General features: G+C 38.4%; 14 protein-coding genes. 7 read left to right on the top strand and 7 right to left on the bottom strand.

The window, feature by feature from the left end; genetic code table 11:
• Positions 1 to 192 precede the first annotated feature (192 nt).
• Positions 193 to 5,274, top strand: a complete 5,082-nt coding sequence (locus IX83_RS04695; protein ID WP_158074688.1) for an autotransporter outer membrane beta-barrel domain-containing protein — start codon at positions 193 to 195, stop codon at positions 5,272 to 5,274.
• A gap of 85 nt (positions 5,275 to 5,359) precedes the next feature.
• Here the strand turns inward: IX83_RS04695 and IX83_RS04690 are convergent, their stop codons facing one another.
• Positions 5,360 to 8,590, bottom strand: a complete 3,231-nt coding sequence (locus IX83_RS04690) for a DEAD/DEAH box helicase (protein ID WP_038499760.1) — start codon at positions 8,588 to 8,590, stop codon at positions 5,360 to 5,362.
• The gene (locus IX83_RS04685; RefSeq protein ID WP_038499758.1) at positions 8,587 to 9,378 is read right to left on the bottom strand and encodes a hypothetical protein; all 792 of its coding nucleotides are present in this window, start codon (positions 9,376 to 9,378) and stop codon (positions 8,587 to 8,589) included. Before IX83_RS04685 ends, IX83_RS04690 begins: the two co-directional genes overlap by 4 nt.
• Before the next feature lie 561 nt (positions 9,379 to 9,939).
• Between IX83_RS04685 and IX83_RS04680 the strand changes: the two genes are divergently transcribed.
• The gene (locus tag IX83_RS04680) at positions 9,940 to 11,769 is read left to right on the top strand and encodes a site-specific DNA-methyltransferase (protein ID WP_201770232.1); all 1,830 of its coding nucleotides are present in this window, start codon (positions 9,940 to 9,942) and stop codon (positions 11,767 to 11,769) included.
• A gap of 9 nt (positions 11,770 to 11,778) precedes the next feature.
• On the top strand, positions 11,779 to 14,508 hold the full coding sequence (locus IX83_RS04675; protein WP_051919309.1) for a restriction endonuclease: 2,730 nt from the start codon (positions 11,779 to 11,781) through the stop codon (positions 14,506 to 14,508).
• Positions 14,509 to 14,631: 123 nt separating this feature from the next.
• Here IX83_RS04675 and xerC read toward each other — a convergent pair whose 3' ends face one another.
• From xerC to IX83_RS04655, 4 genes are read right to left on the bottom strand one after another with little or no spacing between them, the layout of a single operon-like run.
• On the bottom strand, positions 14,632 to 15,576 hold the full coding sequence (gene xerC, locus IX83_RS04670; RefSeq protein ID WP_038499756.1) for a tyrosine recombinase XerC: 945 nt from the start codon (positions 15,574 to 15,576) through the stop codon (positions 14,632 to 14,634).
• Positions 15,569 to 16,210 (bottom strand): DUF484 family protein, encoded by a 642-nt coding sequence (locus IX83_RS04665; protein ID WP_038499754.1) that lies wholly within the window; start codon positions 16,208 to 16,210, stop codon positions 15,569 to 15,571. Before IX83_RS04665 ends, xerC begins: the two co-directional genes overlap by 8 nt.
• Entirely contained in the window at positions 16,207 to 17,094 is an 888-nt protein-coding gene (dapF, locus tag IX83_RS04660; RefSeq protein WP_038499752.1) for a diaminopimelate epimerase, read from the bottom strand. Before dapF ends, IX83_RS04665 begins: the two co-directional genes overlap by 4 nt.
• Positions 17,087 to 17,974, bottom strand: coding sequence for a lysophospholipid acyltransferase family protein (locus IX83_RS04655; RefSeq protein ID WP_038499750.1), 888 nt, complete (start codon positions 17,972 to 17,974; stop codon positions 17,087 to 17,089). The genes dapF and IX83_RS04655 overlap by 8 nt, the downstream gene beginning before the upstream one ends.
• A gap of 177 nt (positions 17,975 to 18,151) precedes the next feature.
• Here IX83_RS04655 and metK point away from each other — a divergent pair, with 177 nt between their 5' ends.
• The 4 genes from metK (at position 18,152) to IX83_RS04635 (ending at position 22,028) form a co-directional block, all read left to right on the top strand.
• Complete coding sequence (gene metK / locus IX83_RS04650) at positions 18,152 to 19,309, top strand: methionine adenosyltransferase (RefSeq protein ID WP_038499748.1); 1,158 nt, start codon at positions 18,152 to 18,154, stop codon at positions 19,307 to 19,309.
• 566 nt (positions 19,310 to 19,875) lie between these two features.
• The gene (locus IX83_RS04645; protein ID WP_051919306.1) at positions 19,876 to 20,646 is read left to right on the top strand and encodes an energy transducer TonB; all 771 of its coding nucleotides are present in this window, start codon (positions 19,876 to 19,878) and stop codon (positions 20,644 to 20,646) included.
• Positions 20,647 to 20,658: 12 nt separating this feature from the next.
• Complete coding sequence (locus IX83_RS04640) at positions 20,659 to 21,606, top strand: MotA/TolQ/ExbB proton channel family protein (protein WP_051919303.1); 948 nt, start codon at positions 20,659 to 20,661, stop codon at positions 21,604 to 21,606.
• Between the two features lie 5 nt (positions 21,607 to 21,611).
• Positions 21,612 to 22,028: an ExbD/TolR family protein gene (locus IX83_RS04635; RefSeq protein WP_038499746.1), complete on the top strand. Its 417-nt coding sequence runs from the start codon at positions 21,612 to 21,614 to the stop codon at positions 22,026 to 22,028.
• A gap of 521 nt (positions 22,029 to 22,549) precedes the next feature.
• Here the strand turns inward: IX83_RS04635 and yccS are convergent.
• A complete protein-coding gene (gene yccS / locus IX83_RS04630; RefSeq protein ID WP_051919300.1) occupies positions 22,550 to 24,667 on the bottom strand; it encodes a YccS family putative transporter in 2,118 nt (705 codons plus the stop codon).
• Positions 24,668 to 25,075: the final 408 nt, after the last annotated feature.

The following is a 25,075-nucleotide window of genomic DNA, read 5'->3' as shown; positions in this document are numbered from 1 at the left end:
AGTGAGTCATTTATTAAGCATCAAAGCTATTTCATTATGGATAACTATATATTATAAACAATAATAATGATATTGATTATCATTAATAATATTGTTATGATGAAAAAGGTTTGTTAGGGGAAAATGAAATGACCAATGGGACATAGAAATGTTCCTATTAGGTCATTATTTTTATTAAAAAAGGGAGGAGAGATGAAATCTTTTGCAGTGAAATCTACTGTCGCAATCGTGGCAATGGCATTAAGTACATCTTGGGCGATTACAAATGATCGCAAACTATATGTTCAGGGTGACTCTGAATATGCTTTTGTGCCAGAAAATGTACGCGTGTTAATGAATTCTCAAGTAACGGAGCCGAATCCCGAAGAGGCGTATTTCTTTGCGGGTACACGTAATCGTACAGGTAACCCTGTTAGGATTATTTGGTATGGTAATCCAGATGACTTGGATGGACTGATTCCACAAATAGGTGCAAAAAATAAAGGCTATATTTATGGCTCACTGGAGGTAAATGCACAGGAGTCATATAGGATTATTGAAGAGATACCTTTGCCTCAAGACGCTGTTTTGACAGAATGGAAAGACTATCGTTCTAGCATTGCTACAGATGGAGAGGCAAATGGAATTGATGCTTATGGCTGGACCGCACAGCCTAACCACAATGATGTGGAGATAAATCTCAGAACGATTGAAAATAGTGGGCTTGTAGAGGGACGAGCGATATTAAATGCGGGCAAAGGGACTCATCGTAGCATTATTCTAAGTAATGCAAGTGCAAATGGTGTCAGTATTTATGGTGATACTGATTATGGAACCTATATTGATAATGGGACAGGTGATGCTGTGGCCGTAGATGCAATGGTAGGCGGATCCAGAAGTGCTGTATCAATGCGTACGTCTGCATTACGCATGCTTGCTGACGCGAACATGAGTGTCACGCCAGACAATATTCATTTAGCAGGGCTAGAAAAAAATACGGATTTATATGGTAAGTCGGTAGTGATTGCATTGGAACGACTAGATAATCAGGGGCTGATACAAGGTCAATTACATGCAAATGGGCATCAAGATAGTGTGGCAGCGAAAGATACACCATCGCAGGACTATGCTACAGTGAGTTGGTCGTCTGGTAATGGTGTTTCTTTACGAGCTAAAGCTATGACCAAAGATAAACGTACCTATGCTTATGAAGAACAAAACAAAGCGATGTTGAATGCAGTCCATAATGATGGCGTAATCAGTGGGGTGGCACGATTAACGGCAGGAGCAACGGTGACCACGCCAGGCACTAACTATACTCGGTCATATGATTCTGGTAATGCTATTAGTGTCGCCGCTCATACCTTACGATTTGCAAAACACCGAACTGCTAGTGAATTAGGGACAGTTAATAATACAGGACGACTGATGGGTGAATTGTCACAACAGTCCGCTAATAACTCGGTTGATGTGATTCATGTGTACTCTCAAAGCCAAGCTTACGGTGGCGGGAATGGTATAAATGTTTATTTGGAAATGGTACAGCAGGCATTGGGGACTTTGAACGAACAAGGGGAACGGGCTGATGATGCGGTAGTATTGAAAATAGGTGATATTGATAATATAGGTGTTATCAGTGGACAAGCCGATATACGTGCTGGTAATGGCTACGGCGATATTCGAGCGATTGCTTATGGTTCGGGTAACGGTATTTCTGCTTTTTTACAGGCAGGAGCCGCCCAAACCTATTCTGCTAGTATGGGTAATATTGATAATAAAGGGATCATTAGTGGGTCTTTGGTGACTAAAGCTGGAATAGGTGGAAATGAACATATTGAATCCCCTGAGTTGGCATTTTTACTCATTACGAATGATACTTGGTCAAAACTTCAACGCCCCAATCAAGTTCCTGATGCGCCACAGAATGTTCGTACTTGCAGTTCTGACGGGTGTCGTGAGGTCAATGCTATTAGCGATATCAAAGGTAGTGGTAATGGTATCAGTTTGTTTACAGGACGACATAATGGCGATACGGCTTCTTTGGGTCATATCAATAATAGCGGTGTCATTAGTGGTTATGCCAAGATGTATCATGGTTATTCCAACGGCAGTTATGCACGAATTGATTACTTAGCATCAGGTGTAGGAATAGCCTTTGATCAAAAGATGAAATCCGACATTATCAATACAGGAATTATCTCAGGCAATCACGCAGCGTTATTGGCAAAATCTAAGATTGATGATGCTTATAGTGTGAATGAACCCAAGTATTTATCAGGATATGAAGGGCAAATTCAAAATTATGGATTAATGGCAGGTACCATGATTGCAGGTAATTATGATGGTACACGCACGGGTACAGAGGCCAAACAAGATACGTATCTTTATTTTAATGCGGATGAAGACCCCGTACAGAATAAGGGAACATTGGTTTATTTTGCTCCCAAGGTACCTGACCGATATGAGTTGGCTACTGCAAAATACAATAGGAAGCAGATTGATACGGTGCGTACAGAGTTAGATAAGAATTTTGAAAAATCGACAGATGTTATGTTAAAAATTGACATTAAAACGGTAAAGGGAGTAAGAAAACGTGTAAAGAATTTTGGTATAACAATGCGCGCTAGCTATGCTCGTTCAGTAGAAAAAGTTGAACAGTATTATGGCGGTGTTACGACAGGTTTAAGTATTGATCAGCGGTTGGATTTTTTCTATAAGATATATGATGCGCTTAATAATCATAATGAAAGTTCATCTCAGTTTCGTATAGCAGATTTATCTTGGCTAACTAAAGCTCAGGGGCATTTTGCATTAGAGAAAAATGCACGAGATTTCTTAGGTTACAAAAACAAATTGATGAATCGTCGTAAAGATTTTGATGCATATTTAAAGAGCTTGGGAGACATCACTTTGGGAGCAGGATTCCAAAAGTTAGTAGATTTGTATCATGATTTTGTTAATAGTGAAATTTCAATCATGAATCATCAATTGAATACCGTTAATAAACTATTGACAGAACGTTATGGTGCTCCAGAGAAACCTGAGTTAAAAGATGAACATTTAATACGTGTGGTGAAATCTGATAATTCGCGTTATGGTGCGATTCAGTCGGTGGTGGTGGCTGAAAATAGTACGATAGAATGGAATGGCGAACAGTATCAGATTCTAAATGCACCTAAAGATAACAGTGGCTTAGATAGTAGTTATACCGCTATGGACAGCCATATAGAAAATCATATTATTAATGGAGTAGGTTTATCGAATGCTGCTTTGGTCGCCAATCAAGATTTATCGCTTAATAAAACAACGGTTAATGGCTTGGTCAATGCTTTGGGGATTCGCAATAATACAAAGGTAACGTTAAATGAAAGTACCCTAAATGCTAATGGTTTTGAAGTATTAGCGATGTCTCAAGAGGGCGAAAAATTGGCTTTTTTACCCTATGCTGTATTGGGCGATGAATCACCGAATACCTTGATATTAGAACATCACGCCATTATAAATGGGGATATTGATTTCAAAGAGGGGGATGATCAATTACTCATCGCTGATGATACCGTACGTTTAAATGCTCGTTTAGTAAACTTTGGAGAGGGGCGTGATACCTTGGTTTTAGGCAAGGATCGTGTGAGTGCCACGTTAGATCAACCTATTAAAGTTTCAACACCGTTGGCATCATTAGAACGTATCGTGGTCAATACGCCTGCGGTGATTCAAGAAGTGGCCGCATTAGAGCCCGTCGATGAAATGGTATTAAATGATGCGTTGGTCTATCAGGGAAATTATGCGATGCGTGAAGGGCAGACCATAGTGTTGACTGTACACGCTAAAGATGATTACGGAAGTTTATTGGTAGAAAATGGTCATCTCGATATTAGCAAAGGGAAACTTTTCATCGATGCAGAAAATTTTACCGACGGTGCTTTGAAAGAGACATTAAATCATATTGTTTCTGTTCAACGTATGGCAGAACAACAATCTGAAGCATTAGTGACGGAACAACGATTTTATATTAAAGGGAAATTTGCTCAAGTCTCGGATAATAGTGCTTTATATGACTTTACATTACACTATGATGACGCTTGGGTGAATATGGAAGACTTAGTTGACGAATCCATTGGCAGTAGCAGGGCTGAGGGTGATGCTCCAAGTCCCGCTACCACACTTTCAACCGCTATTCATGCAGTGGCGACAAAAACAGAATCGATTGTTGATATGTTGAATCCAGATAATTCAACCATAACAGAAGTCGCTACAATTTTAGATGAAGTGCTTGATGAAAAGGGAGATAGTGAATTAGCCGATTCTTTTACAAAGCTAAGCAGTAGTGAGCAAGTCAATCAAGCGATACTCAATATGGTCGCTTGGTTAAGTCCTAACACAGCAATTATTCTTCATTCGCTTTCAAAAGAGATAAGTGAGGTAAATGATCATTTGGGCATTGGTTTATTACGCACGCCAGAAGCCAGTCCAGAAAAGTCGCTTTGGTTCAAACCAATGGCAAGCTGGCAACAACAGTCTTCACATGGTTTACCAGGATATAAAGCTCAGCACTATGGCTTTGTATTGGGGGCGGATATTTTGCAAAGAGAACGTGCTACGTTAGGACTGTTAACTGCTTATATGGACTCTAAAGTCACAGGTTTAGATGAAGCAAGACACGAGGAAAATAAGCTCAATACATGGCAGTTAGGCGTATATGGTCAAGCCTATATGAGTGACCAAGTTTTAATGTCTGCTCAGTTGGGTTATGCCAGAAGTTCGATAAAGGGTAAACGAGATATAGCCTTTGCATCAGAAAAAGCTCAAGCAAAATACCATGCAGATGTATGGTATGCCTCACTTGCAACGGCTTATCAGATGAAAATCAATGATCAATGGCAGTTTAAACCTTATGTCAAAATGGATTATCAAAAAACTAAGGTAGCGGGGTATCAAGAGACAGGATCTGTTTACAGCTTGAGGTTTGCAAAAAATCACTATGATACTTGGACAACTGAATTAGGGATGTGGAGTGAGTATCGACCCTTAGACACTTTACGGTTTAATGCTGTGTTAGGCGTTGGCGTTGATCTAAAGGATACCCAAAATACAGTACAAGCCTCATATACAGTCGCTCCTGATAAAACTTTTGATATTCATGCGGTTAAAAGAGGACGAATACAAGGTAAGTTTGGGCTTGGAGTACAGTATCATCTGGGAAAAGCTGCTGAATTAGGTGTACAGTATCAAACACGAATGCGTCAGCATTACATCGATCACCAAGCTCAATTAAAATTAAACGTAAAATTCTAAAAATGATATTCAACACTCATCCATCTTTCGAGGTGGGTGAGTGAATCTTTAAAAGAACCTTTGCATTTAGAATGATGTGGTTAAATTAGCTTTCGCCTGATAATATATTCCAAATCTTTTTATATTCTTGACCACTTAAAATATTTGCATAGTTTTTCGAGGCTTGATTCCATTGGGAGGTATCAGCATTTTTAAGAAATTGTCTTGTTTGTTGGACAGAATATTCGGTACTTGAAACGCAGTCTTTTAATATTTCGCCGAAAGATTCAGCGATGCTACGAGGTAAAGCATTCATTCTCATCAAAACAGCTTCTTCCGTTTTAACACCGTGATAAATCATAGCTGGTAAGAGATTGATATGGCGTTTTTCTTCTTGAGAAAGATTATCGAAGTCTAATCCTAACTTACTCAGTGCAGAAAATCCCCAAGTACCATTATTTATTAATTTTTGATAAATAGCTTTACAAGTATTGCTAATTGAAGTGGTCTTATCACTATCCTGAAAATAAGCTTTTGCAATATCTTCAATGCGTTGGCCTGAAACCCATGCTTTGGTGATATCAGCTATTAGTGTATGTTTTGTGCCATCTGAAGCGATGTTTTCTAAATTTTTTAATTGGGGTACTTTTAACATAATCCCATAAAGTTCAGACATACCAGAATGTTCACCAAATAAGCTATCGGGTTTCCAATCGTTAATAGTTAGTTTTTGTTCTAGCTGATTGAATCCCGTTATGGCTTTGCTAATACCCTCGGGAGAGAATCCTGTCATATCAGCTAAGGTGACAAATTTTATTTTCTCGTTTAAAGATTGTGCGTATTGACGCGTAACATCTAATAGTTTCTGAGCTTTTTGTTTATTTTTTGAATCACTTTCTAAAACACCGTAACCTAATGTATTGCGTAAAAGCTGTTCTGTTTCGGCTAATACAAGATCAAGATTTTTCTTCTCATTCCATAAGTGTGCCACATAACAACGAAAATCTTCCCAATCAGGAAGGTATATTTTTTTATTTAATTCATTCAACTGCCCGACTTCTTCTAACTTTTCGAGCATTTGAATTAAACGAGAAACCAACTCGCCCGTTTTATTTTTTACAAAATTAATCGTTTTATCGGGATGCTGTCCAGCGGCGATACCAACTATGCCAACACTTTCATGATTCATTCGTCCAGCACGACCAGCTAAGTTCCAAAAATCACGTGTTGACATTTCTTTGCAGTATTTTTTGCTAGGTAAGTATCGAGAAGCTAAAAATACTGATGAAACTGGAAAATTGATACCTTGAGCGATAGTGGTGGTGGCACAAAGTATTTTTAACTTTCCTTCTTCTGCGAGCCATTCCATCAAGGTTCTTATCTCATCAGATAGCCCTGCGTGATGGACACCGATCCCTCTTGAGAGCATATCGATTAGTTCAAAGTTCTCACCAATTTCGGCTTGAATAAATTTTTGAACTAATACAATTTCATCTGGAATAGGGTGAAGGAGGGGCATATTTTTTGCCGCTGTTCGAGCCATATTCCAAACGTCATTTATCCGGGTAGCAATAGCAATGCTGGTTCCTCGTACAGACATAATTTTTGCCATGGCAACCGCTTGTAAGGATAGATTGCATTGACGCTTGTTTATATTAAGGGGATTGATGCCCCCTACATAATGTTTTCCTTTTAAATGAATAGTATTGCGTGTGGTCGTCAATGTTTCATATTCTAAACGCCAACTACTTTTTTCATCATGTTCATTGATAGGTCGAAATATTCCTACCATTTGTTCGTTAGGCTTCCATGCAGTGGTTCCAAGACTGATGGCTCGTCCTGCATGACGGTCATGAGCTAGCCAACGTGCGATGGTTTCAGCTTTTTCTACAAAAGGCATTAATAATAAAAAGTTGGCTTTATCGCATTCAGCTTTTATGGTGGCTAATAAAAGTTCTATTCTTAGGCCTCGTTGTTCATCTTCGATATTATGAGCTTCATCCATAACTACCAATACCAATGGGCGAGGTACTTTTTTATTACGAATAATGAGTTGTAGTTTTTCAGGAGTAGCAACTAAAATATCAAAGCTTTTTTGTCCGTTTTCCTGCGTTAAAAGTGCTTCTTCAAATGTATCAATATCAATTGATCCAGTAAGCTGTTCAACTTTAACGCCGATAGGTTCAAAATCTTTTCGTAAACGCCGTGTAATTTGGGATACTAGTGCTTTAGTTGGAGCAATATAGGCAATCCAACATCCATCTTCGCTTTCTGCGAATTGATTTAAAGCTTGTAAAATTCTGAATTGGGCAAGTAAAGTTTTTCCGCCAGATGTAGGCATGTCAACAACAATGGCAGTGGCGGCAACGTCTAATAAACCTTGTTCTTGTATGGCAGTTTTCTGAGGCGGAATAAGTTCAAATAAAGCGTTAGATTTAGTCACGTGATTAATAAATTTCGTGACTCGTGAGTTAATGCGACGAGCCACCCACCATATTGAGGTCTCTACCATTTGGCGTGAAGCGACTTGCATCCATCTAAGTAACATTTCAAGTTGCATGTCAGAGTAGTTAAAAGCAGCTTCAATGGCAGATTCAAAATGTTTGTCTAGTAGCTGGGCGACCGTAATCGGTTCACCTTTTAATAAGTAATTGGCTTGAATGTCGGTTGCCTTTGCCCAATGATACAAACTGACTAAATGTAGTGCTTTAGCCTGATTTTCGGCAACACTTCCATGATTAAAAAAATCTGCCTCATATGCTTTTTGAGATGTTCTTAGCTCGTTTACAAAATGGATGATTTCGTTAATACTTTGCCAATCGTTATGTTGAAATAGACGTAGCCAACAGCGATACAAGGTATGAAGAATTTTAATATCCCAAGTGGCATCAGAAGATGTTGAAATAACAATCTTATCTTTATTTTCATTTAGCCATCGATATAAATCAACACTTCTTTGTCCGCAATAAGCTAAACAGGCTAAATGTAATGTATGAAATATTTTTTGTTCTTGTTGAGTGGGGATGGGTAATAATCTATAAAATTCAAAAGCTTGATGTGATGCAGCGATGCATTGTTCTCTTAATTCAGTATCGTTAGACGTGGGATTTAATAAAGCATTAAGATGTTCTATGGCAGCCACTTCATATGCTAAAGCAATGCGTTCTAATAAGTCAAAATTGATAGAAGATAATTCAAGATTAAACTGTGAGCCGACAGCATTATTTACCATTAATTTATTAGCTAGATTAAATGCCTCTTTTCTTTCATTTTCGCTAATAGCTTGAATGGCCCAATGTGTATTTAATTTTTCTAAAGATTCTTGTGTGATGGTCATGCTACACCGCCATATTGATAGTTTGTGATTTTACTACTTAAAGACGGAATGCTTTTATCGGGTAGATAAAGGACAAGAAATTCAATATATGGGTTGGAAGAGGTATATTTAGCTAAATTTTCGATACTTCTTTCAATATCTTTGGAATTAGGTTTTGTATCTCTAATTAAAAATCCAAATAACCTCATATTATTAGAGTTTTCCAGAAAGTTTTGGAATGCTTCTTTAAAAAGATGCTCCCAATTTACATTTACACATCGGTAAGCAAGATATTTAATTAATACGCTTTTGGAAGTTTCATTCTCCACGATTTTTTTAATTTGAGATTCTAATCCTGAATTTCCCGTCATGACTCGGGGTGGATGTTGATTTTCACTGGAAGTTTTTACTTCTACACAGGCAAAATAAGTGTGGTTATCTATGATTTGAAATCCTACCAAATCAGCACCAGGTAAAGAAGATTTTGTTTGACGTTCGTCTCTATGGCTATGCCAAGGGAAAAAGCACTGACGATGATTGCTTAGATAACATTGGGCAATACTTTCACCTATGCGCCAATTTTCTGTAGAGATTAAACTAGGATTGAAAATTTTTTCGATACTTTCCTTCACAAAACCTGTATTTTGAAGAATATTACTGATTTCTTGTGTTTCTTCTACATCAAAAACAATCTTTTTCACGTCGTTTGCCAAAGCTTCATTTAATTCCATCTCAGAATAAGAAAAACCAAGGGCGGTGACAGGATGTGTTCCGCGTTGGTATTCTATTTTTCCTATAGCAATGGTCATGTCATTTGTCCCAGAAAGTTTTGAGTAGATAACGATTTTTTTAAATTATATTATATTGTTGCATGTCCAGTATGACGAAAAATAGCAAAGAAGTAGTTTTACGGAATTTGATAAATATGGTTGAAAAAATAAAATTAGTTATATAGGAAGAATAGAATTATCAATCATAAACAATAGCTTGATACGTTCAATGTGAGCAGGTTTATTCTCATACATCCACACGATTTAAAGGTCTTAGTACCACTTAATATCCAAACGCATTGATGATTTCAGAATAAACGAATGTTATATACTTTTCGCTTTACTGCGTATTTTAATATGAGTAAAATTACTTAGTTAGATTCTAGATTTTATGGGTGCACTAATGGAACAGAACAGAACAGAACAGAACAGAACAGAACAGAACAGAACAGAACAGAACAGAACAATTATACACTAAAAACATGTTCGCAAGATAGAGAAAATAGTCTTTACATCGAAAATAAAATTGAACAATTAAAGCAAATTTTTCCAGAAATATTTTGCGAAGAAAAAGTAGATGTTGAGAAATTAAAATTAGTTTTGGGTGAAGAAAATATTGATCTTAATAATGAACGGTATCACCTAAACTGGGCGGGTAAATCAAAGGCTTACCGAACATTACAATCTCCCACTTACAACACCTTAACGCCTTGTCCTCAAGAAAGCGTAGATTTTGAAAATACGCAGAATGTATTTATTGAAGCTGAAAACCTAGAAGCCTTGAAAATCCTTCAAAAATCCTATGCTGGGCAAGTCAAAATGATTTACATCGACCCACCTTACAACACGGGCAATGATAGTTTTATTTATCCTGATAAGTTTTCTGAAACACGTGATGAATATGCTAAGCGAGTAGGGGATGTAAATCAAGAGGGTTACCTTAATCGTGAAGGAGCCTTTCAAGGTGCGTGGCGTAAAAATAGCAAAGATAATGGACATTACCATAGTAACTGGCTTTCTATGATGTTGCCCCGTCTGCACCTTGCCAAAACCTTGTTAAGCGATGATGGCGTGATTTTTATCTCGATTGACGATAACGAACAGGCTCAGCTGAAATTGCTGTGTGATGAGGTATTTGGATCGGAGAATTTTGTGGCGGAGTTGCCTTGGAGAGGTCGTGGAGGTGGTGCAGATGATAAAAATCTTTTGAAAAATCACGAATATATTTTAATGTATGTAAAGAATAAGGAGGAGTTTACTGTAGGAAGAAAAATTAAAGATAATGAAATTTTTCCAAAATTTGATGTGGAGAAACAGCGTAATTACAAAATACAACTTGCAAGGAAGTGGGGAAGTAATTCCAAAAGAGAAGATCGACCTAATCTTTATTATTCAGTACTTGATTATGATGGCAATGAAATATTTCCTATTTTGCCAAATGGCGAAGATGGGTGCTGGCGTTGGAAAAAAGAAAGATTAGAACAAGCCATCAAGAATAAAGATGTAGAATTTTTAAAGAGAAATAATGGAGTTGTTGAAATTTATGAAAAAATTTATCAACCTTTAGATGGAGAATATAGAACAAGACTATATTCAGCATGGTTACAAGATGAAATCTTAGAAGAATTAGAAGAAGTTTTAAGTTATGAAGATGCCAGAAATACAGCATACGGTACAAAACAAACACAATTACTTTTCAACAATAAACGCTATTTTGATTATCCAAAACCAACACCACTTATTAAAGTATTAATGCAAATTGGATCATTAAATAATAATCAAATCATCCTCGACTTTTTCGCAGGTTCAGGCACTACCGCCCATGCGGTGATGCAATTGAATGCTGAGGATGGTGGTAATCGCCGTTATATTTGTGTGCAACTGCCTGAAGCCACAGACGAAAAAAGCGAAGCATATAAAGCGGGTTTTGCAACTATCGCCGATATTGCTAAGGAACGTATTCGCCGTGCTGGTCAACATATTCAAAACAACTTAAAAGAAAATCAAAAAATCGACACAGGTTTTAAAGTCTTTAAACTCAGCGAAAGTAATTTCAAACAATGGCAAAATCCTAGTTTTAAGGGCTTGAGTGAAGAGGAGCAATTAAAGCTATTTGAAAAGTATCAAGATGTAGTGAAAGATAATGTACGTGTTGAACATATGGCTGTTGAACTGATATTACGCTTAGGTTTTACATTGACCGATCCATTGACTTATTCGGATCAAATCTTCTGGGTGAATAATCAACGAGGTACGCGTAAAACAGCGTTGTTACTGGAATCGGTAGATGATAATTTATTAAATAAACTGCTTGCTGAATCGCCTGTTAAGGTATTTGCTTTGGATAAATTGTTTTTAAACCGAGATGCGTTTAAAACAAATATGGATTGCCAACTCAAAGACGCAGGGATCGCTTTTGAAACGTTCTAGGAGAGTGTAATGGAATTAAAATTTGAACGTTTAGCGTATCAGCGTCAGGCGATTGATTCTGTGATTCGTTTATTTCAAGGTCAATCAAACGGCCAAATGGAATCTTTTGTCTTAGTTGCACCTAATGATAGAACGGCGATAAGCAATCAGCTGGAATTAAGCTTACAAGAAATAAACAAGAATCTTAATGAAATACAGAAAGAAAATAAATTGAAAGAAACGCTTCTTGCAAGTAATGAAGTGCCTAACTTTTCTGTTGAAATGGAAACGGGGACAGGTAAAACTTATGTTTACTTGCGAACGATTATTGAACTTAATCTTCAATATGGTTGGTCAAGGTTTGTGATTGTTGTGCCTAATGTGGCGATTCGCGAAGGTGTATTGCAAAGTTTACGGGCGACGAAATCGCATTTTGAAACTGAATTTAATAATGTCATCGTTAAGCATTATGAATATTATCGTGACAAATTATCAGATTTAAATACATTTAAACAATTAACAGGTATTCAAATTCTGGTGATGAACATTGGTGCTTTTAATAAAGATGAAAATGTGATTAATCGTGTCAACGAAGATGGTGAAGCACCTATCAAGAAAATTAGTGAGACTCATCCCATTGTGATTATTGATGAACCTCAAAATATGGAAACGGATTCAGCAAAAAAAGCGATTGCTTCCTTGAATCCTTTGTTTATTTTGCGTTATTCAGCCACTCATAAACATGACTATCATAAGGTCTATAGTTTAAATCCTGTAGAGGCTTATAAACAAAAACTGGTGAAACAAGTTGAGGTTCATCCTGTATCGGTCAGAAATGAAGTGAATGGTGCTTATGTTTTTCTTAAAGAAATTGTTCAAGGTAAGAAAAAGCTGACAGCCAAAGTAGAACTGCATTGTTTAGATAAAGACAAAATACTCAAGAAAAAAGTAGTTGCTGTGAAAGTAGGCGATGATCTGTTTGAAAAATCGGGCGGTAATGAAAGCTATCGACAAGGTTTTGTGGTGAATGGCTTAAATGCTGAAAGCAAAGAGATCATTTTTTCAAATGGAGAGATAAGTGGTGCAGGGGAACAAGATGATGTGATTCGTGATGAGATCATGAAAAAACAAATCGAATGTACGATTGCTGAACATTTAAAAAAAGAAGCACGCTTGAATCCACTAGGCATTAAGGTACTTTCTTTATTTTTTATTGATAAAGTTGCCCATTACCGAAACAACGGTAAATTCTTCCAATGGTTTGAGGAAATATATCAACGTTTGACAGGTAAACCAGCAATAGGTGTTCATGAAGGCTATTTCTCTCAAGATAAGGATACTAACGGTGATAGTCAAGCAGATGAGGCGACGTATAACTTAATTATGAAAGACAAAGAAAAGTTATTGTCTTTTGATAGTCCATTACGATTTATTTTTTCACATTCTGCTTTGAAAGAAGGATGGGATAATCCTAATGTTTTTCAAATTTGTACACTTAATGAAACGCAATCACTTATTAAAAAACGTCAGGAAATTGGTCGTGGCTTGAGATTAGCGGTTAATCAGGAAGGTCAACGTGTCTATGATGAAAGCATCAATATATTAACGGTGATTCCTAATGAAAGTTATGAAAGTTTTGCTACCAATTTGCAAAGAGAGTATGAAGAAGAGTGTGGGATTGTGTTTGAAAATGGTGGTGCCAAATCATCTGGTGCACGCAAACAACAAACTTTCCGTGTGGATGAAAAGTTGAGTCCTTACTTTTCTGAAATTTGGAAAAGAATATCACGTAAAACCGTTTATGCCGTTAAATTTGATAGTGCAGAACTCATTAAGCAAGCCAGTGAAGACGTTAAAAATATGCCCTCTATTCAGCCTCCTCAACTGGTAATACAGAGGGCCGTGATTCATCAGAGTCAGGAAAAAGGCGTGTGGGGTGAAGAAAAACTTTCTTATGTTCAGAATATTGAACATGATTGGAATATTCCTGATGTACTGTATGAGATTCAACGTAAAACAGGATTAACGCGACAAACGATTTTTAACATCATCAAAGATTCAGGCCGTATTGGTGATCTAAAAAATAATCCTCAACGTTTTATTGAGCAAGTCAGTGAAAGGATTGCCTCGAAACTAAAAGATTTAATGGTTGATGGTGTCGTGTATTTGAAACAAGAAACGCAGGATGAGGCCGTTTATGAGCAAAATATAAATAAATGGAAAGAAATGCAAGATAAAGGGGTGGAGTTTTTTGAAAATCATTATACCTTTGCGATTAAACCAGATGAAAAAGTTAAAACTGTTCATGCGGACTATATCGCGTTAGACTCTGAAACAGAAAAGAAATTTGCAGAGGATTGTCAAAGTCGCGATGATGTATTACTGTATTTCAAGCTTCCCAGATGGTTTAAGATTGCCACGCCTATTGGTGACTACAATCCTGATTGGGCATTGGTAAAAAAAGATCTAAATGAAGAATTAAAAGGTAAGCAGAATGAAGAACTGAAACAGGTTTATTTTATCGCTGAAACCAAAAATACGGGCGACGATAAAAAAGGTATTACTTATGACAAGCTACGCATGAGTGAACAGCAAAAAGTTCACTGTGCAAAGATGTGTTTAAAAGAGTTTGATAATGTGAATTATCGAGTGGTACAAAAGGTCTCCGATCTTGATGAATGTGTTAATCCAGAGAATCAGTCTGAAAATTCAACATTCTCGAGTTTAAATCATAACGTAGAATCGCAGGATCCTGACTGATCGCGAAGGTTTATCGATATACTGAATGCGTCAACATGGCATCAATCGCCCATAACGGTTGTTAACCCGATGTTTGTTATTTACAGATTCTCGCGGTTGACAACCATAACCACGCCTGAATAATCATTTTTTCTTTGCTCGGGGATGGGCTTGGTCATAGACTTTGGCAAGGTGTTGGAAGTCTAATTTGGTGTATATCTGGGTGGTGGAGATGTTGGCGTGGCCCAAGAGTTCTTGGACGGCACGTAGGTCCTGACTGGATTGTAGGATGTGGCTGGCAAAGCTATGTCGAAAGATATGGGGGTGCATATCGATGTTAATATTGCTTTGGAGAGCGTATTTTTTAAGTTGTAATTCAACGACTCTGGGGGTGATTCTAGCACCTCTAACTCCCAGAAATAAAGCGTTTCCAGATTGAGGTTTAACAAAGTTTTCTCTGACTAATAACCATTTTTTTAATGCTTCAATGGCTTTGCTACCTACAGGTAAAATCCTTGTTTTTTGACCTTTTCCTTTAACAGTGACTTCAGCTTCATCTAGGTTTAACCAGCTTTCTGACTCGTAATCAGGGGTTTTGAGATAATAACAATCTAGACTAGTGAGTTCCGATAAACGTAAACCACATGAATAGAGTAATTCAAACATCGCATGGTCACGAATCCCCGTTTCATCATCGGGAGCAGGGGTGTCTAACAAGACTTGGGCCTGTTCGATCGAAAGTGCTTTGGGTAAGCTATGAGGGGTTTTGGGGGACTTGAGATTTTTGGCTGGGTTGATGTCTGTTCTGTTTTTAATGGACCACCAATGAAAAAAACTTCGCCAACAAGAAGCCATTCTCGCCAAGGATTTTGCTTGCATGCCACTTGCATGATAATGAGCCAACGTCAGCCTTAAATCTGTCTCGCTGTAGTCTTTAACAGCTTTTGCTTCATTTTTTTGAACCAGTCGTTTAAGATCATGTTCGTAGGAGATTAATGTATGCTGAGCATAGCGTTTTTCAGCTTTTAAATAGGCGAGCCATGCTTGCATATCACTGGGCAAAAGAAGCGATTCAGTGGGCTTATTCATTTTTTAATCGACTTAATGTAGCTTGGCAAATATCTCGGATAAGACCAAGGAAATAAGTATCCATATCGGGCGTAAAGTGCTGTTTGTCTTGAGACGCAAACACTAATAAACCCATGCTTTTTTCATCGTGTTTCAAAGGAATGCAAGCATAAGACTGTATGCTAGAGGTGAACCACTGAGTAATTTCTAAATATGGAGTGGTGCCTAAGTAAGGTTTTTCAAGCGTTTCAGTCCATTGTTGTAAATTCTCGTCAACACAAAATATATCAGAATGAGAAAGATTTTCTAAAGACCATAAACGCAAAGCGACATGAAGATGATCAAAAGACTGTTCTAGTTCCTTTAACAGTGTTTCGGGTATCTGTGAGTCGTTTTTAATAGATAATAGCTGAACACATAATTTCAAAATAGCATCGTTAATATCTGTATTGATCGAAGCATTTTGAAGCAGTTTTTGATAGTGTTCATTTAAGGTGCGATTGGTGTCTCTTAACTCTTTGAGTTGATAGTCTGTTAATGAAAGCACGCCCAATTCCTCGGGTTGAGGCAAATTAAGATGAATTAACAATTCAGGATTTTTTTTGAAAAAATCGGGTTCTGATTGAAAAAATTGAATGATTTCTTGTGTGTTCATAATACGGCCTTTCGAGCGTTTTTCAGTAATACATCAATATCAATAGTGCCTGAAAACACGGTGGTTGCAGGTCCAGTTAATGTTAGTTGTTGTCCATCAAAAGCGATGTTTAATTGGCCACCTTGAGTGTGAACAACAACAGGAGACTTGAGGCGATGCATTTTTATGCCTGCTGCGACGGCGGCACAAGCACCCGTGCCACAGGCCAAGGTCTCGCCCACGCCTCGCTCAAACACACGTAAGCGAATCTCATGTTCGGAACATATTTGCATAAATCCAACATTGACGCGGTTAGCAAAACGAGGATGAGATTCTATTTGTTTGCCTATTTCTTGAACGGGGGCCTGAAGCACATCTGGCACCGTGATGACGGCATGCGGATTTGAGATGGCGACGGTCGCTAACTCAACGTGATGACCATCGATCGGTAAGGTATAAAGAGGAATGTCGCCAACCATACGCTGACTTAATCCTTGGGGATCAAAGGGCAAGCGTTCTGGCTCAAAGCTTGTTAAGCCCATATTCACGTTAACCGTGTGATCAGGGTTTTCGTATAATTCAATCAATCCTGTGCAAATTTCGGCTTTTAGCGGATTACGTTGAGATAATCCTTGTTCATGCACGAATCGCACAAAACATCTCGCCCCATTGCCACAATGTTCAACTTCGCTACCATCAGCATTAAAAATACGGTAACGAAAATCAGCGTCGGGGTGCAAAGGCGTATCGACTAATAAGATTTGATCCGCACCAATGCCAAAATGACGATCTGCCAAGGCTTGAGCGATTTCTGCGGTAAGATCAATTCGCTGACTAACGCCGTCTAGCATGATAAAGTCATTACCGACACCTTGCATTTTTGTAAAAGTCCAAATATTACTCATAAAGATTAGGGGCTCCCTCAGGGCGTGTTTTAAAGCGTTTATGTACCCAGTAGTATTGGCTAGGATTGTCTCTTATCCAATTTTCCAAGATAAGATTCAGTTCAGCTGTAGCAGAGGCAATGTCTTGATCGCCAGGAAAATTCTGCATGGCAGGCAAAACTTTGACCAAATACTTTCCTGTTTTTGGGTTCCAAAAAGTTAAGATAGGTAAAACGGTGGTATTAAATCGTTTTGCTAAAATAGCGGTACTGGGTAGGGTGGCGGTATCAATACCAAAAAAAGGAACAAAGATAGAGTCCTTTTTGCTAAAACTCATGTCGGGCAAATAATAAACAGGAATCCCGCCTTTTTTTAAATAGGTCAAAATAGGGCGAATTCCCTCATGACGACTGCATAAATGCACGGTATTAAATCTTGCACGACCATGTCGAATGATCTCATCGAATACAAGGTCTTTTTGGGGGGCATACATGGTGGCACTTTCTTTAACGTTCATGGTTAAACGTGTGGCAGCCGCATCAAGCCCCGTAAAATGGGGAGCCAGTAATAAAATACTATCTCCTTTTGCGATAGCGTCATGCAGATAATGTTCACCTTGGGTCTCAACCATTTCTTGAATGCGTTGTGTAGAGCCGTACCATAACACGCTGCGATCGATAAAGGATTGAAATAAGGCACGAATATGTTGTTGGCAAAGCTGATGACGTTGTGTTTCAGAAAGTTCAGGAAAACAAAGTGAAAGATTTTTTTCTACAACTTCTATACGTTTTTTGAAAAACAAGGGAGAAGCAAGCGTTATCGATGCACCGATCAGCAGTCTGATACGGGTAGGCAAAATCGCCAAAAATTTAAAAAGAAAAGTTAATAAAAATTTCTTCATGAAAAGATATTGACTAGTTGTCTATTAAAAGTTACGATATAAGTTTGTCGCTGATTTAAACGACTACTTGCGGGGCGACATATTACTTTAATGTACTTTAATGTGATACCGCTAAAGCGTCGTACGCTTATTATAGCGTAATGACGCGTCTAAACAATTATAGGATAAAGGACGCATATTATGTCAAAAGATTTTCTATTTACTTCAGAATCTGTATCAGAAGGGCATCCTGATAAAGTAGCTGACCAGATTTCCGATGCCGTTTTGGATGCGATATTAGACCAAGACCCTAATGCACGTGTTGCGGCCGAAACTTTATGTAGCACGGGGATGGTGGTGTTGGCAGGTGAGATTACCACGACAGCTGATGTAAATTACGAAAAAATTGCCAGAGATACGATTAAACGCATTGGTTATGATGATCCTGCTTACGGGATTGATTATGACACGTGTAAAGTGTTGGTGGCATATGGTCGCCAATCACCTGATATTGCCCAAGGCGTGGATCGTTCAGATGAAAACATTCTTGATCAAGGGGCAGGTGATCAGGGGTTGATGTTTGGTTATGCGTGTGATGAAACGCCTGATTTGATGCCAGCACCGATTTGGTATGCTCATCGTTTGGTCCAACGCCAAAGCGAATTGCGTAAGAGTGGCAAATTACCTTGGTTGCGTCCTGATGCAAAATCTCAAGTGACGTTCCATTATGTGGATGGTCAACCTGTTGAGGTAGATACGGTAGTGCTTTCAACACAGCATCATCCAGAAATCAGCCAAGCCGATATTCGCGAGGCGGTGATTGAAGAGATTATTAAACCCTCTTTTGCAGAAGGTTTGTTAACCCCTAAAACACGTTATTTGGTCAATCCAACGGGACAGTTTATTATTGGCGGTCCTGAGGGAGATTGTGGCCTGACAGGTCGTAAAATTATCGTGGATACTTACGGTGGTGCTTGCCCTCACGGTGGCGGTGCATTCTCAGGTAAAGATGCCTCGAAAGTTGACCGTTCTGCGGCTTATGCGGCTCGTTATGTGGCCAAAAACATTGTTGCCGCAGGTTTGGCTCGTCAGTGTCAAGTACAGCTTTCTTATGCGATTGGCGTTGCGGAACCGATTAATATCACGGTATATACAGAGGGTACAGGCGTGATACCTGATGATGAGATTGCCAAACTTGTTCGCGAACACTTTGATTTGCGTCCTCGTGGTATCATCCATATGCTTGATTTGTTAAGACCTATCTATGCAAAAACAGCTAGTTATGGCCATTTTGGTCGTAATGAACCCGAGTTTACTTGGGAAGCCTTGGATAAGGTGAATGTGCTAAAAGCATAAGATACGGGTTTTAAAAGGATTTCACGCCTTATCCTTTAAAATATATAAATTTCTAAGATAAAAGACTCTCCATAGTGAGGGTCTTTTTTGTTTGTGATAGTAATTTTTTCGATACACAGCAAATGTTTGGTCGATTTAATTTATAACTTTTGCTATGCTCGGGGATTGCTTACCAGTTGCTTATGTCACGCACGATTTAAGCCTTTCTTAGTCTTACGCGATAGATAAAACAAGGTTTATTAAGGCTTGGCAAAGTGAAAATTGTTGCAAAACTACTATAGTTAAGTGTTTGCGTTAACTGCTTGAAAAATACTTATTATTTTGCAAAAGTGAACTCTTTTTATATAGAAATTAAAGAAATATGCCTTTGAAAATTTGCATTGCATATATATTTGTTTTAAGGTTTTACCTCAATTAATTTGACGTATTTAAAGAAAATAAAGTAGAAGTGATGACGAATTATTTTTAATTTGATATACTTTTGCTTTATTCATTCAAGAATGAAAATTATTCTCATTCAAATATTAGTGAATAGTTTGTTTTGAAATTAAAAAATTTATTTAAAGATGTTTAACAAAAAATCTAAGTATCGTATGGTCCCCGTTAAGTATCCATGGGTGGTTTCAGGGACTATCGTCTTGGTCGCTCATATCCTCGTAGCAGTGGGGGTATTTTGGCAAAGTGATGCTAATGTGATGGTTGGCACGCAAGGTGGACGGTTTGATAAGGAGGAAGGGAGATCAAAGGGAGGAGAAGTTCAGTATATTGAAGTACAAGAAATACTGCCTCCTCCTCAGGTGGAGATTAAAGAGGAGAATTTTGCGGTCGTGGCACCAGAAACGGAAGTAGCGGACGTGAAAAAGGAAGAGGAGAAGCCGAAAGAGCCAGAAGTCAAGCCTGAGAAAAAGCCTGAACCACCTCCTAAGCCTAAGCCCAAGCAGAAACCAAAGACTGAGAAGCCAAAGGTTGCAAAATCTGAGAAAAATGCTTTGAAAGGTAATGGTGGCGTGCACGAGAATGCAGGGGGCAATAAAGGAGATGGTGCCAATGACTTTACCTCGGCCTCAGAATCGGGTGGCTATTTGAATAACCCTAAACCACCTTACCCGTCTTATTCCTTAGAGAATGGTGAGGAGGGAACGGTGACATTGAGAGTGATGGTTGAAGCAGATGGGTTACCGTCTAGCGTAGCCGTCGAGAAATCGAGTGGTTATCGACGTTTAGATCGTTCGGCCGTAGAGACGGTCAAAAAACGCTACCGCTTCATTCCTGCCAAAAGAGCAGGTGTGCCAGTTCGTAGTAGTTATGTGTTTAGTATTGAATTTAAAATTGATTAAGAGTTTTTGATTATGAGCAGTGTAACAAATAATTTAACAGACAAAGCAACAGCAGTGACTAATTCTTTGCAAGAGGGAGCCAAAGCGGTTAACGAGGTGTCACAACACACTCAAGAAGTCTTGCAAGAGGGTGCAAAAACCGTTCAACAAACTTTAGAGCACACTCAGGAAACATTGCAAAACACAGTGGATACCGCATCATCGGTGGTCAATCAAGCATCGGATCTGGCTACTTCAACTGTTCATCAAGCCGCAGACATGGCACAAGTTCCTGGCGTGATTGATAATGCTCAACCAGGTGTATTGGATTTGATTTTTGGTCACGGCGATTGGGTGTTACAAGGCACTTTCTTATTCCTAGTGTTGATGTCAGTGGTAAGCTGGACCGTTATAGTGGGACGCATTTTCTCGGCATTACGCGTGAAATCAAAAATGAAACAACACCGTTTGGCGTTGGAAAAAGATATGTCACGCAGTTATGCTGAGGTTTATGAGGAATTGCAAGGCGAATCACCTTTTAAACAAATACTGGCATCTGCTGTAGAAGCGACTCAAACTTATCAACAGTCTCAAAGCAAGCGTCTTCAAAGTATTTCTTACAGTGATTATTTAATGAGAAATGTGCGTTTTGCCTATGATTCGATTTTGGCATCACGTGAAGCAGGGTTGACGTTTTTGGCGACCATCGGTGCAACCGCTCCATTCGTAGGTTTGTTTGGTACGGTTTGGGGGATTTATCATGCTTTGGCAAACATTGCTTCAATGGGAACGATTAATATTGCGACGATTTCGGGTCCTATTGGTGAAGCGTTGATTGCTACGGCGTTTGGTCTGTTTGTGGCGATTCCAGCTGTATTGGCCTATAACTTGTTTAATCGTAGTAATCGTGTATTTGCAAGACAAATCGATGTATTTGCACATGATATTTATGGTGCATTCTTATCTGAAAATAAGGAGTAAACATTATGGCATTTGGTGGGCTTAATAATTCGGGTTCAAACGAGATGTCCGATATCAACGTAACCCCTTTAGTGGATGTTATGTTGGTGTTGATGATTGTATTTATGATTGCAATGCCCGTGTTTACGTCAAGTATTAAGGTTCAATTGCCAAAATCTGGTACGCAAGAAAAACTGGAAGACACGGATTTGGTGAGAGTGGTGATTAAGCCCACTGGTGAGTACTTTGTGAATGACAAAGAAGTCTCTATTAATACCATTCGTGCTGAATTGGCTGAGATTTATCAGAAAAATAATGCGGCAGTAATCGCGATTCAAGCAGATAAAACCGCACAGTATGAATATGTCGCAAAAGTATTAGATGAAGCCAGACAAATTGGTTTGACAAAAATAGGGTTTGTGACAGAAGTAAAACAAAAGTAAATGAGTAAACGAGGCGAAATGCCTCGTTTATCTTATTCAGCGTATCTTTATTTAAAGTGTGTTTAAATTCTATGGGTTTTTGTTATCAAAAAGAGGTAAGCATTTAAGCCACTCTTAAAAACGAGCACGCACTCACGTTTGTAGTAAAAAAATCAGCTGACAATAACTTAACATCAGCATCCGAGAGCGAATCTTTAACGCCCATTCCTTAATTTAAGGTATCTCGATTTAAACTCATTCGACCTATTTCGCATCATAAACGAAGCGTTTAAGCCACTCTTAAAAACGACCACGCACCCATGTTCGTAGTAAAAAATCAGCTGACAACAATTTAACATCAGCATCCGAGAGCGAATCTTTAACGCCCATTCCTTAATTTAAGGTATCTCGATTTAAACTCATTCGGCCTATTTCGCATCATAAATGAAGCATTTAAGCCACTCTTAAAAACGAGCACGCACTCATGCTCGTAGTAAAAAATCAGCTGATAACAATTTAACATCGACTCCGAGAGGCAATTTTTAACTTTGTTGGCAGACTTTGATTAACTGGGCATATTCATTTAATAACTCAGTACAACGTTCCAAAGGATGCGTCATGATGCTGTCGTTTTGGGTGTTTTGCTCATGTAAAGCAAGTTGTACGCTGTTTAGATGTTCGTTAAAGTTAACTGTGTCTAAAACGGGGATTTGTTCCAAAAGATTGGATAGGTTTAACCCGCTTTGAACCACATCATTGAGTATTTCTTTGTCTTTGTCATGTAGATGTCCGCGATAAGCCCCTAAAACAGAAATATGGCTGACTAATTTGTAGTTCAGTTGTACCAGTTTATTGGTAATATCAATGAGATTACCGTGATGTTTTTGGTGGTCTTGTAATTCCGTTGCAATGCTTGCTAGAGACGCTGCGTTTTCGTGAACAGCACGACGTGCAATACGATACTCGATATCGTCTTCTTCACCTTCTTGAAGTTGTTTTAAGATGATTCTTAGATAATTCGCATTAGAGGTAATCACATTTTTAGAGACAGATTTTAAAGACATAAACTTCCAATCTGGCCATAAATAAATTAAAAGAACCAGTGAAATAAAGGCACCTAATGTTGTATCGATAATACGAGAAAATAGGGCGGACGGCGTGAGGATGCCAATAAAAGCAAAGCCCGAAAATACCTGAACCGTAATGAAAAAACTGGTGAGTGAGTAACTGCTGGTGCGAGACCAGAAAAATAAAATACTAGCTAACACCATACATAATAGGAATCCCGTGCTATTGAGTTGCAAAATCAATAGTAGGTAACTAAATAAAACGCCTGCTGCAGTACCTAATACACGCTGGCGAAGTCGTTCTTTAGTGGCTTTGTGGTTGGGTTGGCACACTAATACAGATGTTAATAAAATCCAATAACCTAAATGAATATCAAAGCTGCGAATGATGACGCAGTCGATAAACGCAACGACCGCCATTCTCACGGCATGTCTAAAATAAGGCGATTTGACGGTTAAATTGTTTTTTAAACGAGTGATGCTTTCTTTAAAATGACTGGCATTGCTGGTGGCTAAGGATGCATCGTTCAAATGAGCAGGTAGGGTGCCTAAACGTTTGATTTGAACATTGATATCGCCCAAGTTTGTCACCAGTCTGATGAGATCGGCGTTTCTAGGTCTATTAGGATGTTCTTTAATAAATCGTTCAAGCGAGTGTTCTAGCCCCTCGTAAGCACGTTCAAGTTGTGGAAAGATTTTGAATTCCGTATCGTCGATTAATGTATTAGCGTATTGTCGGCAAGCACGAGCCTGTAAGTTTAATAATCGCTCGATTCTAAATAATAAGTCCGTGTGCTCTAATTCTGGCACGATTTCACGATAATCAACGTGAGAAGCACTGACGTGTTCATGAATATCTTGAGCGATAAAAAAATCATTTAATTGACGTCTGCGTCGATTAGGTAAACGTTGGCCTGCCAAACGATTAAACAAAATATCGCGTGTAGCATTAAAAGACTCTGTTACATCACGCGTTTTGGTGGCGAGTTCATACTCAGCCATATTCAACTCATCGTATTCATCAATCGCAAAAAAGCGTGCTTTAATCTGAATGTAGGCAGAGAGATGATAAAAACTTTTGGCCAAACTTTCTTGTACAGGGTGATTAGGAAAAATAATTTGAAAGGTTAGATTAACGCCTTGATAGATAAGACAGCCAATAATCAGCATCAGCGGGTTAATATACCATTCTAGTTGATCGGGAACGTAGGTCAAAAGAACGTATATGGCCACTAGTAATGTAGCAAAGGAAATAATTCGATAACGTGAATCGATCGCCCCCATCATAATCGTGGCAAAGGCGATAAAGGTGATTAATAACGTTGTATAGTAGGGGTTGGGGAGGGCCAATTGAACGAGACACGCACATAAACCAAACCCAAGAATAATGATAATAAGGTTTTTGATTCTACCGGTAATTCGATGGTCAACATCGCCCAAGCCTCCTGCAATCACTCCCAGAAACAGGGCCGTTGCCTCATACCTTAAATGAAATAAAGAAGTAATCACGCCCACTAAAATAAAACTAGCAATCACAGGCAAAAGCTGTACGGTTTTATTGTCAAGATGTAGAGGTTTTAATATGTGTTTCATCTTTGATAAAAGCGGTAAAAAAAACGCTATTATTATAATCCTTTGTTAAATAGGCTTCCACAACCGCCACCGTGACTTGTTTGGCTTGCTTTTTTATATGAATGATAAAAAGTGTGTAAATGCATGCAAACAATCTGATTGAAAAGCGTCCAAAAAAAAGCAGGAAAAACGGCAAACAATCTGATTGAAAGGCATCCAAACAAAACGCCGTAAATACATACAAACCATCTGACTTAAAAGAGTGCAAAAAATCTGACTTTTGTATTAGTCTGATTTATAATGGTGCAAAAGTGATTCATATTGGTGCATTTTTATCATCATGGATCGACGTTTACTAAACGCTTTAGGATGGGTATATAAAAAAATATCCCGATATTTCAGTTAGTAAGAGTAATGATAAAAATTTTG

Source organism: Basilea psittacipulmonis DSM 24701 (assembly GCF_000743945.1).
GTDB lineage: Bacteria > Pseudomonadota > Gammaproteobacteria > Burkholderiales > Burkholderiaceae_B > Basilea > Basilea psittacipulmonis.
The sequence above is the reverse complement of the archived record's forward strand: the minus strand, read 5'-3'. Positions and strand labels throughout refer to the sequence as shown.

What these genes read in the sequence shown, in the direction of transcription:
- IX83_RS04685 (WP_038499758.1), bottom strand. Translation starts at nt 9,378, where the DNA reads ATGACCATTGCTATAGGAAAAATAGAATACCAACGCGGAACACATCCT.
- IX83_RS04635 (WP_038499746.1), top strand. Translation starts at nt 21,612, where the DNA reads ATGGCATTTGGTGGGCTTAATAATTCGGGTTCAAACGAGATGTCCGAT.
- xerC (WP_038499756.1), bottom strand. Translation starts at nt 15,576, where the DNA reads ATGAATAAGCCCACTGAATCGCTTCTTTTGCCCAGTGATATGCAAGCA.
- IX83_RS04695 (WP_158074688.1), top strand. Translation starts at nt 193, where the DNA reads ATGAAATCTTTTGCAGTGAAATCTACTGTCGCAATCGTGGCAATGGCA.
- yccS (WP_051919300.1), bottom strand. Translation starts at nt 24,667, where the DNA reads ATGAAACACATATTAAAACCTCTACATCTTGACAATAAAACCGTACAG.
- IX83_RS04655 (WP_038499750.1), bottom strand. Translation starts at nt 17,974, where the DNA reads ATGAAGAAATTTTTATTAACTTTTCTTTTTAAATTTTTGGCGATTTTG.
- IX83_RS04675 (WP_051919309.1), top strand. Translation starts at nt 11,779, where the DNA reads ATGGAATTAAAATTTGAACGTTTAGCGTATCAGCGTCAGGCGATTGAT.
- IX83_RS04645 (WP_051919306.1), top strand. Translation starts at nt 19,876, where the DNA reads ATGTTTAACAAAAAATCTAAGTATCGTATGGTCCCCGTTAAGTATCCA.
- IX83_RS04640 (WP_051919303.1), top strand. Translation starts at nt 20,659, where the DNA reads ATGAGCAGTGTAACAAATAATTTAACAGACAAAGCAACAGCAGTGACT.
- dapF (WP_038499752.1), bottom strand. Translation starts at nt 17,094, where the DNA reads ATGAGTAATATTTGGACTTTTACAAAAATGCAAGGTGTCGGTAATGAC.
- IX83_RS04665 (WP_038499754.1), bottom strand. Translation starts at nt 16,210, where the DNA reads ATGAACACACAAGAAATCATTCAATTTTTTCAATCAGAACCCGATTTT.
- IX83_RS04690 (WP_038499760.1), bottom strand. Translation starts at nt 8,590, where the DNA reads ATGACCATCACACAAGAATCTTTAGAAAAATTAAATACACATTGGGCC.